General features: G+C 70.8%; 12 protein-coding genes. 5 read left to right on the top strand and 7 right to left on the bottom strand.

Translation table 11 applies throughout. From position 1 onward, the window contains the following. Positions 1-12 precede the first annotated feature (12 nt). The 3 genes from HC028_RS24055 to HC028_RS24045 all read right to left on the bottom strand — a co-directional run bounded on the left by HC028_RS24055 (position 13) and on the right by HC028_RS24045 (position 6,097). The gene (locus HC028_RS24055; protein ID WP_168079685.1) at positions 13-906 is read right to left on the bottom strand and encodes a hypothetical protein; all 894 of its coding nucleotides are present in this window, start codon (positions 904-906) and stop codon (positions 13-15) included. Continuing rightward, positions 903-5,372 (bottom strand): cation-translocating P-type ATPase, encoded by a 4,470-nt coding sequence (locus HC028_RS28600; protein ID WP_168079684.1) that lies wholly within the window; start codon positions 5,370-5,372, stop codon positions 903-905. Before HC028_RS28600 ends, HC028_RS24055 begins: the two co-directional genes overlap by 4 nt. Before the next feature lie 497 nt (positions 5,373-5,869). Continuing rightward, positions 5,870-6,097, bottom strand: a complete 228-nt coding sequence (locus HC028_RS24045; protein WP_168079657.1) for a hypothetical protein — start codon at positions 6,095-6,097, stop codon at positions 5,870-5,872. Between HC028_RS24045 and HC028_RS24040 the strand changes: the two genes are divergently transcribed. After that, positions 6,011-6,514 (top strand): cellulose binding domain-containing protein, encoded by a 504-nt coding sequence (locus HC028_RS24040; RefSeq protein ID WP_168079683.1) that lies wholly within the window; start codon positions 6,011-6,013, stop codon positions 6,512-6,514. The two genes, HC028_RS24045 and HC028_RS24040, sit on opposite strands and share 87 nt — an antisense overlap. Before the next feature lie 4 nt (positions 6,515-6,518). Here HC028_RS24040 and HC028_RS24035 read toward each other — a convergent pair whose 3' ends face one another. After that, on the bottom strand, positions 6,519-6,968 hold the full coding sequence (locus tag HC028_RS24035) for a hypothetical protein (RefSeq protein WP_168079682.1): 450 nt from the start codon (positions 6,966-6,968) through the stop codon (positions 6,519-6,521). A 58-nt stretch (positions 6,969-7,026) separates the two neighbouring features. Continuing rightward, complete coding sequence (locus HC028_RS24030) at positions 7,027-7,749, bottom strand: class I SAM-dependent methyltransferase (protein WP_168079681.1); 723 nt, start codon at positions 7,747-7,749, stop codon at positions 7,027-7,029. Between the two features lie 519 nt (positions 7,750-8,268). On the opposite strand from HC028_RS24030, the gene HC028_RS24025 reads away from it, so the two are divergent. The 3 genes from HC028_RS24025 (at position 8,269) to HC028_RS24015 (ending at position 12,758) form a co-directional block, all read left to right on the top strand. Continuing rightward, entirely contained in the window at positions 8,269-10,524 is a 2,256-nt protein-coding gene (locus tag HC028_RS24025) for a glycoside hydrolase family 3 N-terminal domain-containing protein (protein ID WP_168079680.1), read from the top strand. Positions 10,525-10,620: 96 nt separating this feature from the next. Beyond that, positions 10,621-11,931, top strand: a complete 1,311-nt coding sequence (locus tag HC028_RS24020; RefSeq protein WP_168079679.1) for a glycoside hydrolase family 16 protein — start codon at positions 10,621-10,623, stop codon at positions 11,929-11,931. Positions 11,932-11,972: 41 nt separating this feature from the next. Next, entirely contained in the window at positions 11,973-12,758 is a 786-nt protein-coding gene (locus HC028_RS24015) for a thioesterase family protein (protein WP_203981536.1), read from the top strand. An 18-nt stretch (positions 12,759-12,776) separates the two neighbouring features. Here the strand turns inward: HC028_RS24015 and HC028_RS24010 are convergent, their stop codons facing one another. Together HC028_RS24010 and HC028_RS24005 are read right to left on the bottom strand one after the other, a co-directional pair. Next, complete coding sequence (locus HC028_RS24010) at positions 12,777-13,103, bottom strand: DMT family transporter (RefSeq protein WP_168079677.1); 327 nt, start codon at positions 13,101-13,103, stop codon at positions 12,777-12,779. 86 nt (positions 13,104-13,189) lie between these two features. Continuing rightward, on the bottom strand, positions 13,190-14,134 hold the full coding sequence (locus HC028_RS24005; RefSeq protein ID WP_203981535.1) for a nucleoside hydrolase: 945 nt from the start codon (positions 14,132-14,134) through the stop codon (positions 13,190-13,192). A gap of 526 nt (positions 14,135-14,660) precedes the next feature. Between HC028_RS24005 and HC028_RS24000 the strand changes: the two genes are divergently transcribed. Continuing rightward, positions 14,661-15,143, top strand: a complete 483-nt coding sequence (locus HC028_RS24000; protein ID WP_203981534.1) for a cupin domain-containing protein — start codon at positions 14,661-14,663, stop codon at positions 15,141-15,143. Positions 15,144-15,146: the final 3 nt, after the last annotated feature.

Below are 15,146 nucleotides of genomic sequence, written 5' to 3'. Positions count from 1 at the left end.
TGGCAGACCCGTCTATCCTCCGCCTTCGCGTTCAGGATGGCGCTGGAGCTCCTCCCGGACCGCGGCTCTCGCAAGCCGTTCGATCACCCAGGTGCCGGCCGCGAGGACCGCGGCGATCGGCCACTCGATCGCGCCCAGAACGGCGGCGCCGATGAGGCCGCCCAACCAGAGCACACGGCCCGGCCTGCCGGTCGGTGAGGGCAACTTCCGCAGGTGCGGCAGATGGGGCAGCGGGGGCGCGGGGATGCGGGCGCCGATGACGGGCACCGTGATGCCGCGCTCACCTTCCGCCTCGGCCCGCGCTGCCGGCCGCTCCTCCCGGCGCTCTTCTCGGCGCTCCTCCCGCTGCGCCGATGGGCGCTCCTCCTCCGGTGCCTCCTCTTCCCGCAGCGGCACGGGAGGCGGTGCGGGGGGTTCCGGGGGCGCCGCCGCTCTCTCACGGCGGGGTGCCGCAGCGCGCTGCTGCGGCAGCATCGCCAGTTCTGCTTCCCGTTCGGCGCGGGCCGCCGCTGGTGGCGTCTCCGGTGCTGCCGCTGCCGCACGCTTGCGAGCAGGAGCGCGCTTCTCGGCCGCCGGTGCTCGCTTCTCGGCCGCGGGTGCGCGCTTCTCCGCTGCCGCGCGCTTGCGGGCCGGTGCGCGCTTTTCCGCCGCGGGTGCGCGCTTCTCTGCTGCCGCGCGCTTGCGGGCCGGTGCGCGCTTCTCCGCCGGGGCCCGCTTCTCCGCTGCCGCCCGCTTCTGTGCGCCCGCACGCTTCTGCGGTCCACGCTCCGGAGGTGCGGCGGCCGCCCGCCCACGCCGCGCCGCCGTCGCTGCCGTGGCCGTGGCAGCCGCCGCGGGTGCTCTCTTCCGCGGCGCCGCGCGCTTCTCAGCGGTTCGGGTACCACGTGCCGTCGTTTGCGTCGTCATGCCTGCTCCCTTCCGCGCCGAGCCGGGCTCGGCTGTTCCTCCGCGAGCTGGTCGTCCACGGGCTCCTCGTCCACGGATTGTTCGTCCACGGATCGTTCGTCCACATTGGGCAGATTCGGATCTCGCTCGGGCGCAGCGAAATCAGGACCCGTGCCGTTGAGCTGTCCTTCGTCGGGCCATACCCGCTCAGCGGCTCTGGATGCGGCGACGGCACCCGCAGTACCAATTCCGCTCGCCCACAGGCTCGTGGCCCAGCCGACCGGCCCCATCGGGCGGCAACCGAAGAACTGGCTGACCCCCGGCGTCTGGATGATGGCGCCGAGCGCCGCGGCGGACACCGCGCTGGCGCCGAGGACCAGCGGGCTGCGGCGCCCGGCGACCAGGGTCTGGCCCAGCTGCGTGCCGACGAGGGTCACGAGCGCCACTGTGCTGGCGCGCGCCGAGGTACCCGTACCGCGCGCGACGACCCACGCCCCCGCGGTGGCCCCGGCGGTGGCGATGGCGCGAACGGCGGTGTCGCGGGCGAGGCTACGGCCGAGCGACGCCTCCGGGCCCTCGTGCAGCAGGTCTTCCGGGTCACGCTTCGGCGGCGGCCGGACCGACAGGGCCAGGGACGGCAGCAGGTCGGTGAGCAGGTTGACCAGCAGTAGTTGCCGGGCGTTGAGCGGCGAGCCGGTGGGTGCGAGCAGGCCCGTACCGAGCGCGAAGGCGATCTCGCCCAGATTGCCACCGAGCAGCACGGACACGGCGTCGCGTATCGACGCCCACATCGCGCGCCCCTCCACGACCGCGTCGATGATCGTCTCGATCCGGTCGTCGGTGACGATGAGGTCGGCCGACTCCCGTGCGGCGTCGGTACCCCGCTGGCCCAGGGCGATGCCGACGTCGGCAAGCCGGATGGCGGCGGCGTCGTTGGCCCCGTCGCCGGTCATCGCCACGGTGTGCCCCTGGCGCTGCAGCGCCTGGACGATGCGCACCTTGTGGGTGGGGGTGACGCGGGCGAAGACCGACACGCTCGGCAGTACCTCGGCGAACTTATCGTCGTCGAGGTTGTCCAGTTCGGAGCCGGTCACCACGATGCCGCTGTCGAGGATGTTGAGTTCGTCGGCGACGGCCTCGGCGGTCGTCGGGTGGTCGCCGGTCAGCATGATCACCTTGACGCCGGCCTTGCGCAGTCCGGCGACCGCGGCCGCTGCCTCGGGGCGGGCGGAGTCGGCCAGCGCGAGCAGACCGAGAAACTCCAGGTTCGCGATCAGACCGGGGGTGATGTGCTTGGTGGTGGCGCCGACGGGGCGCTGGGCCACGGCGAGGACCCGGAAACCCTGCCGGGCCAGCCGGTTCAGCTCCGCCTCGATCGAGGCCCGGGCCGCTGCGTCCATCGGGACGACCTTGTCGTCTCGGCGCCAGCGCGCGCACGCCGGCAGGATGATCTCCGGCGCGCCCTTCACGCTGAGCAGCCGACCACGCGGGATCGCGCCGAGGGTGGCGTGGTAGCCGCGGGCGGGTTCGAACGGCACGTCGTCGATCACGCGCCAGCTGCGGACACCGTCCTCCGGCGACACGCCGACGGACGCCGCTGCCGAAACGACGGCGCGATCGGTGGGGTGCGGGATCTCATGGTCCATTCCGACCGGGCTGGCGCGCAGCCCGGCGGCGAGCACCTGCCGGGTGTTGGGTGACAACCGGTCCAACGGAGCCTCGTCGAGGCCGTCGGAGACCATTTGGAGCCCGACCCGGCCCTCGGTGAGGGTGCCGGTCTTGTCGAAGCACAACACATCGACCCGGCCGAGCGCCTCCGTCGTCGACGGGTCACGCACCAGGGCGCCACGCTGCGACAGCCGTCGCGCGGCGGCGATCTGACCGACCGTCGCGACCAGGGGCAGTCCTTCGGGTACGGCGGCCACGGCAAGGCTCACCGCGGTGCCGAGCGTAGTGGCCAGCGGGCGGCCCCGCAGCAGACCGCCCACGACGAGCGCCGCTGCCGAGCCGAGCGCGATCGGTATGCTCGCACTGGTCAGTAGCATCAGCCGCGCTTGCACGCCGCGCGTAGGAGGGCCGGCGCCGACGGCCCGGCCGCTGCGGCCGAGTTCGCTGTGCGGGCCGGTCGCCACCACGAGACAGGTCGCCTGTCCGGCGGCGACGATGGTGCCCTCGTACAGCATGCTGCGTCGCTCGGCCACGTCGGCGGCGGCCGTCGGTGCCGCTGTCTTGGCCACCAGTTGGGACTCTCCGGTGAGAGTGGACTCGTCGACCTCCAGGTTGGCCGCGTCCAGGACGCGGCAGTCGGCGGGTACGGCGTCCCCCGCGCGCAGGGAGATGACATCGCCCGGCACGATCTCGTCGGCGTTCACCTCGAGCTCTGTCCCGGCGCGGCGGACCCTGGCCCCAACCGAGCTCGCCCGGACGAGGCGGCGGAGCGCCCGGTCCGCGCTCACCCGCTGGGCGGCGCCGAGGAGCGCGTTGGCGCCCATCACGGAGCCGATGAGCGTCGCATCGGTGACCGAGCCGGTCGCCGCCGACATCGCGGCCCCGGTCGCCAGCAACGGCGTAAGCGGGTTAGCCAGTTCGTCGAGCGCGGTGCGGGCGAACCCATCCTCGCGATGCCCGTCGGCGGACGGCTGCTCGGCCAGCCGCGCGCGGGCTTCCTCCTCGCTCAGGCCGGCCGGTGAGCTTTCGAGCCGGTCCAGCGCCGTGTCGACGTCGAGCGCGTGCCACGGCGTCGTTTCGTTCGGTATGGGATCGGGGCGCTCATCCACCGATCGGGCCTCCCACGCGCCCATCGCCATCGCCGCCATGGCGGTGGCGCCGCTGGCGAGCCGCGCCCGTCCGAACTGCCCAGCCCGGGGGCCGGACAGCGCCAGGAGCGCCGCGGCGACCGACCCGTACAAAGCGATCAGCGCACCGCGACGGGAGACGGCGTGCGCCGCGGCGACGGCGTCCAGGATCCGGCAGGCCTGCTGGAGGCCGGGCCCGCAGAGCAGGTCGGCGCCCCACGGCACCGGACCGCCGTCGGCCAGTACGCCGATCGCGACGTCGGCGGCGGTGAGGGCCGCAGCGCCTTCGCTCGCGACCAGCGCGACCACCCGGCCCTGCTTCTGGAGCTTGCGAATCTCGGCGGCCAGGTGGGTGCCGGTGGGAACAACAGCGTCCGCGGAGAACCGATCGCCCAGCCCGCTGCCCACTCCCGCGATGACGAGGGGGCCGACCGACCGCGCCGACGCCACCAGGTCGGCCGCGTTCGGGCTGAGTTCGGGTACGGCGACGAGTACGGCGACCAGCGTGTTGCCGCGCACGAGGCCGAGCGTCACGCCGCCCGGTGTTCGCAGCCTCTCGGCGGCCGCGCGTACCGCCTGCCGCCCGTCCGGTGCGACCTTGTTCAGCGGCCCGAGCGTCCAGCCGCTCCGCCGGACGACCTTCCTCGGATCGGACGGATCCATCGCGTTGGCGGCCTGTGCCCGCAGCCTGCTCTCCTCCTCAGGCGGTAGGTCGGCGTCCACGCCCCGCAGTTCCCCGATGGTGAAGCGGCCGGAGGTCAGGACGCGGGAGTCGATGACGACGGTGTCGACTCGGTCCAACCGCCGCAGGGCCTGGTTGTCGAACGGAATGACGCCGCGGGCGCAGAGCGCGCGGCCCAGCCGGGCGGCGAACACCTCCCGGCTCAACCGTGCCGCCCTGGGGGCGAAGACGGTCAGGGCGGTTCGTGCGTGGATGCGGTTGCGGGTGACGGTGACCGCCCCGACGGCCGTCGCCAGCGCGACGAAGAAGGCCGCGTCGGCGTACCGCTCGACCGATCCGGGCGGAAGGGGAGCGGGCCGCGGTGGCACGTGCACCGGTTCCAGCGGCTCCTCGCCTGCGCGGGCGGGCAGTTCGGCCTCCCTGCGTTGCCAGACCGCCCGGCGGGCGGTGACCTCGCTGATGAGTATCGCCCGGTAGGTCGCGTCGATCAGCACGCCGAGCGGCGGCCCGGGAGACAGTCCCTGGGCGATCGAGCGCGTCAAGGCCAGGGTCAGGTCGGTAGCCGCGCGGCCGAATCGTTCGTCCAGTTCGCGTCGCAGCCGGGGACTGGCGTCCACCAGAGCGAGCACGGAAAGGGCGTCGGAAGGGACGTTACGCCGGCCCGCCAGGGGGCGCACCGCGGACAGGACGACGCCGAGCGCGTCGCCGCCCAGCGCGACGAGTTCCCGGTACAGCGGCTCCACGTCGGCCGGGTGCTCGGGACCGTCCTGTGGGAAGCCTTCGGTCTCCAGGTCGTGCGCTTCCTCGACATCCTCGACCGTGTCGACGATGTCGCCCAGGCTGATCGTGCCCTCGTCGAAGGCGACCACCACCCGACCAAGGACGGCGTTGACCTCAGCCCAGTGAACGCCGCGGATCTGTTCGAGGCGCTTCTCCAGCTCCCTGGCGGCGTCCTCGTTGCCCGGCCGGCGAATGCCGCGTACCTCGATGTGAGCGCGACCATCACCCACCCAGCTACGGCGGAAGATCCGGCTGCGGCCTGGCACGGGTAGGGCCCGTGCGGTGGCGACTGGCAGCCGGCGGAGAGCTGTCAGCAGCCTATTCATGCCCGTCGCAATGCAGGATCGACCGGCGTCCGTTTCGTCTTGAGGAGGGGGTAACCGGTTTGTCCAGAGGGTTCGGGCAGGAGCTAAAGGTCGCGTTTGCGGTCACCGGCGAAGAATCGCATCGCCGTTCCTCAGGCGGCATCACCCTGCCTGGGTGATTCGGCATTAGCGATCGAGTCGGCGGAACCGGAGAGGTAGTCGGCGGAAACCTGATCAGCGGCCGGATCGGAAGGCGGGGTGACGGGCGCAGGTTTGGCGCGGCGCCAGGCAGGTAGAGGCATCCCGGATCGCAGCGCGGGGACTGGCTGGTGATGCGTTAACCGATCGTCCGTTCGCTGATTGTGCGTTCGCTGATGTGCGTAGGCCGATCTCGAGGGGTGTGGATCGAGGTGAATCGTGCGTCAGACGGTGCTGATCGGCCCGACGATGCTGATCGGCCCGAGGGTGCTGATCGGCCCGACGATGTTGATCGGCCCGAGGGTGGCGATCAGACCGGTAGCGCCGACCGCACGGATCGGGCCGGCGGCCGCGCCAAGCGGCCGGTGGGAGGGGACCTCCGCGCAGCGGCTTGGGCGCTTGCCGCGCTGATCGTCGCTACCCTGTCGATTTTCCTGGCGCAACGGCTGCACGCGAACGGGAACGGATCGCAGGGCGGCGGTCGCGCCGCACCGACCGCCGGCCGTGCCCCCTCGCCGACCCCGAGTGAGCGGCCCGGATGCAGCGCGTCCTTCACGGTCGCCGGTGCATGGCCGACCGGGTTTCAGGCCAACGTGACGGTACGCAGCAACGGCACGACGCCCATCGGCGGCTGGACGGTGACGTGGACCTTCCCGAGCGACCAGACGGTCATGCAGTTGTGGAACGGTCACTTCACGCAGACCAAGTCGGCCGTACGGGTCGACAGCGAAGGCTGGAACGCCCTGGCCACGGCGAAGAACACCGCCACGTTCGGCTTCGTCGGCAGCGGAACCGCGCCGCCCGGCGTACAGAACCTGACCTGCACGGTATCGGCCGCGAGCGCGTCGTCGTCACCGTCGCGGCGCTGACCGGTCACCGTGCCTGCCGGTCGGGCCGTCCGTCGTCGTCGCTGGTGGCGGCTTCGATGACGAAGCCCAGACCGATGCCGAGGAGCCATACGTCCTTGACGAGGGCGGTCCCCTGCTGGGTCGGGCGCAGGCTGCCCTCCTCGCGCATGCCCGGGGTGCGCAGGTACAGACCGATCAGGCCGGCCGCGAACGCGGTCAATCCGGCACCCGCCAGCCCCGTGGGTACGACGGGAAGAATGAGCGCGGCACCCAGCGCGATCTCGGCGGTGGACACCAGCCGCACGAACTGCCGCGGCGGGATCCGGTGCAGGAACGGGTACGTACCCACCGCCATCCCGTGCAGCATCGCGACGGTCTCGTCATCGGGGTCGCGCTTGGAGAGGCCGGAGTTGAGGATGACCGAACCCGCTGCCAAGCGGGGCGGAACATGCCAGGGCTTGACGGGCAGCGACATGGCGCTCCTCCCAGCGGTTCAGATGGCTCGGTCCGTGATACCCGCTGTTCGCTGCGGCTCACCTGGCGGCCGGGTCCGCCAGTTCCCAAATCGCCGTGCGCTTGACCCGGATGTCCTCCAGCGCGGGTCGTGTCGGCACGTCGTACGCGTGCAGCTGGCGGAAGAGCCGGTGTGGCAGGAACGCGCGGTCGGGATCGCCGACGAGCACCTGCGCCCCGTTTCGGCCGGCGCGGCGCAGATAGGCGAGTACCCGATCCGCCATCGCTTTGCTGTAGAAGGCGTCTCCGACCAGCACCACTTCGGGGACGTCGGCGAGGCGGAGGACGTGATCCCCGCTGGCGATCCGGCCGTCGGGGGTCCGGCCGTCTAGTGGGTCGTCGAGGATGTCGCCCTGTACGGCGTCCACGACGACGCCGTTGGCGCGCGCGTTCACCTCGATGGCTGACACCGCGTCCGCGTCGATGTCGACCGCCCGTACTGTCGCCGCGCCGGCCATGGCGGCGGCGATCGCGACGAGGCCGCTGCCGGCGGCGAGATCGAGTACGCGGCGCCCGTTCACCGTCTCGGGGTGGTCGAGTACGTAGCGCGCCAGGCCCTGCCCACCGGCCCAGGCGAAGGCCCAGAACGGTGGCGGACGGTCACTGCTGTACCCGCCGCCGATCAGATCCCACAGACCCACCGGCTCGTCGGCCTGGTGCAGCCGGATCTCGGGTACGAACGGCACCGTCGCGAGACGCACGTGGGCGAAGGTCGCCAGGGCACGTGGCAGAGCATCTGACATCCCGGCAATTCTTCCAGTGCGTTCTTTGCGCTGCGGGAGCCGGTAGCTGCCGCCCGCGCCGCGCTGGCGGAACGTCGGCCCTGCGGCGTTTGGGGCCCACGAGGCTTCGGGCCCACGAGGCTTCGGGCCCACGAGGCTTCAAGCCCACGATGTTTCAGCCCTATGACGTCTTTGGGTAGAGCTTATATTGACGGTCCTTGAATGAAGGAATAGCGTCCTATCGATAGCTGAGAGCGCTCCCCGGCCCGGCTGTTTCGAACGTTGTTGTCCCTAATCCCTATGGGCCCGGTCATCGCTGTTCCGATCATCGTTGTGTTGAGCCCGTCGCGCTCCGAATCTGCCGCTGCCGTGGCCACTCAAGGTCGTTCGACCGCCCCGGCTCCGAGAAACCGTCCCCGAGAACCCTGTCCCGAGAACCCTGTCCCGAGAACCCTGCCCCCGTCTCCGAGAACGGAGTCAGCTATGCCCCCAGCCAGTCCACATGGTCGGCGCCGGCCGCGGCGGTTAACCGCTCTCTTGATGATCGGCGCCTGCGTCGGCCTCACGGTTGCGTCGACCGCCTCCACGGCCGCGGCCGAGAACGGCGAGGTCTATCTGCGCGCGAGTGCGCCGGTGAACGCGCGGGTACAGGATCTGGTCCGTCGGATGACGCTCGACGAGAAGGTCGGCCAACTGGAGCAGATCGCCGTCAACCGCCTGCTGGGTGACTGCAACTGGAGTGGCGGCGCGTTCAACGAGACCTGCATGAAGCAGGTCCTCGCCGACGCGCACACCGGTTCGATCCTGTCCGGCGGCGGCATGGGGCCCCAGTCCAACACCCCGAAGGACTGGGCCGTCATGATCAATACCATCCAGAAGTACGCGATGGAGCACTCCCGGCTGCGTATCCCGATCGTGTACGGCGTCGATGCGGTACACGGCCACAACAACGTCCTCGGCGCGACCCTCTTCCCGCACCAGATCGGTCTCGGTGCGGCCTGGGATCCGGCCCTTGTCGGCGCCGCGGCCGAGTCGACCCAGCGGGCCGTCGCGGCGACCGGAGTGACGTGGAACTTCGCGCCCGTCGCCGACCTGGCCCGCGATCAGCGCTGGGGTCGGTACTACGAGACCTACTCCGAAGACCCGCTGCTGGCCGGCGAGAGCGCTGCCAGCGCCGTACGCGGACTGCAGAACTCCGCGAGCGGGCGGAAGGTCGCGGCGTCGGTGAAGCACTTCGCGGGGTACTCCGAGCCCGCCAACGGACACGACCGGGTGCCCGCAGACCTGTCCATGCGCTACCTGCAGGACACCATCCTGCCGTCGTACAAGGCGGCGGTCGACGCCGGTGCGCTCACGGTCATGGTGAACTCCGGCGCGATCAACGGTGTGCCGGTGCACGCGTCGCGATACCTGCTCACGGACGTGCTCCGCAACCAGTGGCGTTTCCAGGGCGTCGTGATCAGTGACTGGAACGACGTCCTGAGCCTGCAGACGGCGTACCACATTGTCGGTGACTACCCGAGCGCCATCGCCGCGGCGGTCAACGCCGGCGTCGACATGGCGATGGTTCCGCCAGACGACCGTCGCTTCCACGCGTCCGCAGTGGACGCGGTCAAGCGCGGCCTGATCTCGCAGCGGCGTCTTGACGAGGCGGTCGGGCGGGTGCTCAGGCTGAAGTTCACGCTCGGGTTGTTCGAGCACCCGTACGTTGACCCCGACAAAGCCAACGCCGCGGTCCTCGGTACCGACTCCGACCTCGCCCGCAAGGCCGCTACCGAGTCGCTGGTGCTGCTGCGGAACTCCGGGGGCGTCCTGCCGCTCGCGGCCGGCAAGCGGGTCCTGGTGACCGGGCCGAGCGCCGACTCGATGCCCAACCAGACCGGTGGCTGGACCATCGGGTGGCAAGGTGTCCCCGACGGCGTCACGGTGCCAGGCACCACCATCGTGCAGGGACTCAAGGCCAACGCGCCGGCGGGCACAAGCGTCGAGTACGTGCCGGACGGCGCCGCCGCGGCCGCTCAGGCGCAGTCCGCGGACGCGATCGTCGTCGTGGTCGGGGAGAAGCCCGGCGCCGAGGGACTCAGCGATGCGCCGCGCCCCGAACTCGCCGCCGACCAGCAGGACCTCGTCGCCTCGCTGCAGGCCACCGGCAAGCCGGTCGTCGTGGTGGTCGTCTCCGCCCGGCCGCTGGTCCTTGGCCGCGCCGCCGGGACCGCCGGCCTGCTGGCCGCCTGGCTGCCGGGCACAGAGGGCGGCAACGCCGTCGCGGACGTGCTTTACGGCAAGGCCAACCCGAGCGGTCGGCTGCCCGTCTCGTGGCCCAAGAACCTGGGCAACGAGCCCATGTACTACCAGCAGTTGCCGGGCACGAACAGCGGCCCGGACTCCGGGTACAGCCCCGCGTACGCCTTCGGGGCCGGTCTGTCGTACACCACGTACACCATGGGGAACCTGACGGTGAACCGGTCACAGGTGCGCCCCGGCGACACCGTGGGGCTCGATGTCACCGTCGCCAATACCGGAACGCGCGCAGGTGACCTGGTCGTACCGATATACGTCAGCCAACCGACCAGTGCGGTCCTCGCGCCCGCCAAGCGGCTCGTGGCCTTCACCCGGGTCACGCTCGCAGCCGGGCAGAGCCGCACTGTCCACCTCACGTTCCCGGCGTCGCGGCTCGCGGTGACCCCGGGTGACGTCGACGGCGCCGGCCCGACGCGGGTCGCGCCCGGCGCGTACCAACTGTCGGCCGGCGATCTGTCCGCCAGCGGCCCCACCGCCGCATTCACCGTCAGGTAGGGCGCGCACCTCGGATAGGGCAGTACCGCGGCGGCGGCCCGTCGACGTGCCGCCGCCGCGCACCCCATACCCGCGCACGAATCGGAGGGCCTAGCCATGGCTCTACCAAGATCCCCGCGTACCGTCCTCGTACTGGTCGCCGTCGCGGCGTTGGCCGCAGCCGGTACGGGTACGGCACTCGCCACGCCCACCGCCCCTACCACCTCCACCGCTCTCGTCCCCGCCGCCACCTCCGATGTATCCGCGGCGGCGGCCCTCACCTGGTCCGACGACTTCAACGGCCCCGCCGGCAGCCCTCCCGACGCCGGCAAGTGGGCCCGCGAAACCGGCGGCAGTGGCTGGGGCAATCAGGAATTGGAGTACTACACCAACAGCACCAGCAACGCCGCGCTCGACGGCAACGGCAACCTCGTCATCACCGCCCGCCGTGAGAACCCCGCCGGCTACAGCTGCTGGTACGGCTCCTGCCAGTACACATCGGCCCGGCTGACCACCAACGGCAAGTTCACCCAGGCGTACGGCCGGTTCGAGGCGCGCATCAAGATCCCGCGCGGCCAGGGGATGTGGCCGGCGTTCTGGATGCTCGGCAACAACATCGGCAGCGTCGGCTGGCCGAACAGCGGTGAGATCGACGTGATGGAGAACATCGGCCGGGAGCCGGGCACTGTGCACGGCAGCCTGCACGGGCCGGGGTACTCCGGCGGCAACCCGCTCACCGGCACGTACACTCTGTCCGGCGGACGCGCCTTCGCCGACGACTTCCACGTGTTCGCTGTGGACTGGGCACCGGGATCGGTCGCCTGGTCCGTCGACGGGGTGCAGTACCTGCGGCACACGTCCGCCGAGACCAACGGCAACCCCTGGGTATTCGACCATCCGTTCTTCATGATTCTCAATGTCGCCGTCGGTGGAAACTGGCCGGGCTCGCCCGACGCCAGCACCTCGTTCCCCCAGCAGATGGTCGTCGACTACGTGCACGTGTCCTCGTCCGACAGCGGAGGCGGAGGCGGCGGCACCGGGGCGACCGGTCAGATCACCGGTTACGGGGGCAAATGCGTCGACGTCGCGGGCGCCAACTCTGCGAATGGCACGGCCGTCCAGCTGTGGGACTGCAACGGTAGCGCCGCGCAGCGGTGGACGATGGCGACCGACGGCACGATCCGGGCGCTGGGTAAGTGCATGGACGTCACGGCGGGATCGACGGCCAACGGCGCCCAGGTGCAGCTGTACGACTGCAACGGCACCGGTGCGCAGCGATGGACGTACACGGCAGGTCGTGACCTGGTGAATCCGCAGGCCAACAAGTGTCTCGACGCCACCGGGGTCAGCTCAGCCAACGGCACCCGGCTGCAGATCTGGGACTGCACCGGCGGCGCTAACCAGAAGTGGACGGTACCCGCCGGCTGATGACCTACCGGTTGAAGTTACCCGTACGTACTGTTTGCTGTGTGGGTCATGACGCCTTCTACGAGCCGGCCGGCGTGGACACGTTCGTCGCCACGCCGGCCACGGCCGGCCCCTGGGACGCCGGCTCGCAGCACGCCGGGCCGCCGTCGGCCCTGTTCGCCCGGGCCTTCGAGCGACACGAGCCGGTCGCAGGTCAGCAGTTGGCGCGGGTGGCCGTCGACATCCTGCGGCCGGTACCGGTGGCGCCGTTGACGCTGCGGGTACGCATCGTGCGTCCGGGCAGGCGGATCACCCTGGTCGAGGGGGTGGCGGAGGCCGACGGCCAGGAGGTGCTGCACGCGCGGGGCTGGCGCATCGCGCAGGCGCCGGAGCAGCCGCCGGTTGCAGCGCCACTCGATGAAGTGCTGCCCGACCTGCCGGCAGAGGATACGGCCGGGTTCTGGCCGGGCGCGCACACCGCGGGCTACGTCGAGGCGATGGAGTGGCGGTTCGTCAGCGGCGCATTCGGGCGCCCCGGTCCTGCCCGGGTGTGGATGCGGCCGCGGCTTCCGCTGGTGGCGGGGGAGGAGACCAGCCCGTTCTGCCGCACGATGATGATCGCCGATTCGGGCAACGGCGTGAGCGCGCACCTCGACCCGGCGCGCTGGCTGTTCGTCAATGTCGACCTGACGGTCGTACTGCATCGACAGCCGCGCGGGGAGTGGGTACTGCTGGACGCCGAGACGACGATCGGCCCGGCCGGCGCGGCGCTCGCCGCGAGCAGGCTGTCCGATCGCGACGGCGTGATCGGGCAGGGGATGCAGACGCTGGTGGTCGCCCGGCGGTAGTCCGCGGTTGCGGCGACCTCAATGGCGGGTGGCGCCCGAGGCGGCGAGCACGACAACGCCGAGGACGATCAGCGCCATGCCGGCGACGGCGGGGAGATTCAGGCGTTCGCCGTAGAGGAGGGCTGCGGCGATGGTGACCCCGGCTGTTCCGGCGCCGGCCCAGATCGCGTACACCACGCCGACGTTGAGCGTACGCAGCGCGAACGCAATCAGGGTGAATGAGGCCACATAGCCACCGGTCACCAGGAGCAGCGGCACAACCCGGAACGCTCCGGAGATGCCACGCAGGGCGAGGGTCGCGACGACTTCGGCAACGATCGCGACTGCAAGCATCAACCAGGCCATGGTCAAGACCTTAACGGCAGGGTCGTGCGCTCGATGCGACAACGTCGCGATCGAGATCGAGGTCGTGGCGACGTCGACTGGCTGACCTATGCCAGGATCGCCTGGGGGACGCGATCCATCACCAGCTTGCGGAAGCGCGGCACGTCCAGGTCGACGGCGACCTGCACACGCGGCCGATCGTCGGCCACCCCACCGCCGTCGGTCGCGTACGGACCCAGCGCGTCGAAGAACGTAAGCGTCTGTCCCCGACCTGGACCGAGGCGGGTGTCCACCTCGATCCTCGCGTCGAGAGTCTGGATCAGGGTGGGGTCGATGACCGCTGCAAGCGCGAGCACGTCATGCATCCGCCAGCCGTCCGGCCCGTGGTCGCTGTACCCGTTCACCATGTCGGCGAGCTGCGCACCCCGGGCGGACGTGCGGCGAAGGGTTGCCAGGTCGGCCTCGTCGATGGTCGCCCGACGGGTCACCTCCAGGCCCACGAGGGTGATGTCCAGGCCGGAGTCGGCGAGCACGCGCTGGGCGGCTTCCGGATCGGTCCAGGTGTTGAACTCGGCGACCGGCGTGATGTTGCCCGGTCCGTGGCTGCCGCCCATCACCACCAGGCGGTCGATCCGGTCGGTCAGCTCCGGGTACAGGGCTACGAGCAGGGCGACGTTCGTGAGTGGCCCGATCGCGGCGATCGTCACCGAGCGCGGCTCCGCGTCGCGTAGCAGCGCAGCGAGGCGTTCGACGGCGTGCTCGGGCTGCGCGGTCCGGCACGCGTCGGGGATCTCGACGCCGCCCAGACCGTTGAGGCCGTGGGGTAGTGGCAGGTTGTGTACGGCGATGCGGACCAGTGCGCGGTTGGCACCGGCGGCGACCGGGATGTCCGGCCGTCCGAACAGGTCGAGCAATGCCAGGGCGTTACGGGTGGTCACCTCGAGCGGCGAGTTGCCCGCCACCGTCGTCACGAGTTGTAGGTCGACCTCCGGGCTCACGACCGCGAGCGCCAGGGTCAGCGCATCGTCGATACCCGGATCGGTGTCGATCACCAGCCGATTCGACACGGCCACAAGTGCCCCCAACGCAGTAGATGTACAGAGCAGGTGTGCGGGCCGCCGCGGGAGTCCGCGAACGGCCGTTTCCGTACCGGACTGGAATCGATCGCATATTCGGCCCGACGAGGTCCTTGGGACCGCGCGGACCGCGGCGTTTGATCCAAGCCGACGACGCTGACTTCGTATTGGCCGAGATCGTCGTACCGACGATTGATCAGGAACCGTATCCACCAGGTAGCGTCCGCGCAAGGGATGATTTTGAGCGGTCCACCTGCCGAGGGATCCGCCCCAGTCAAGCGATCTTCGTCTCACCGGATGCTTGACGGCTACCCGTAGCCCCCCTACGTTAGAAACGAATCAACCGCCCCCCGCTACCCGGTCGGAGCGGCCGGTTCTGGCTTTCAACCCGAATCGTTTCGACGAGGCGGATCAGCGAAGGCCGGGAGCCGGCGCCGTCGTCGGCGTCACCGCGCCCCGGGTGCCTCCGCTCCGGCCGGCCTGGCCGGAAGCGTTACCGATCATGAGCGCTTTGGAGGGAAGAAGTTTCATGCCCGACTACGACCCGTCTGCTCCGAACGCGCGGCGTTATCCCCGCGTGATCTCCCCCCAGGAGATCGACACGATGCCGCGCCTGGAGTTCAACACCGGCATCGACACCGCGATCTTCCTGTCCCGCGAGCGCGACGACGCCCGGTACTTCCGGCAGGGGTACTGCTACATGGAGCCCGACCACAAGCCGTACCACTGGGATCAGCGGGATTTCGACGAGACCCACTACGTCATCAAGGGGCAGATCAAGCTCCGCGTGGAGGACGCTGCCGGGCGCCAGGTGATCATCGAGGCCGGCCTCGGCGAGCACATCTTCCTGCCGGCGGGCTACAAGTACACCCTTGAGGCGACCGGGGTGCAGTCCGCCTTCTTCTGGACGAGTGGGCCGTCCCCGCGCGCCGGGCTGACCGAGTGCCCGGACTACGTCACCGAACTCATCGCGCTGAGGAAGTAGAGG

The sequence above is a fragment of the Planosporangium flavigriseum genome (assembly GCF_011947225.1).
Classification (GTDB): Bacteria; Actinomycetota; Actinomycetes; order Mycobacteriales; family Micromonosporaceae; genus Planosporangium; species Planosporangium flavigriseum.
Note: the sequence above shows the minus strand (reverse complement) of the source record. Positions and strands in the feature narration are given on the sequence as shown.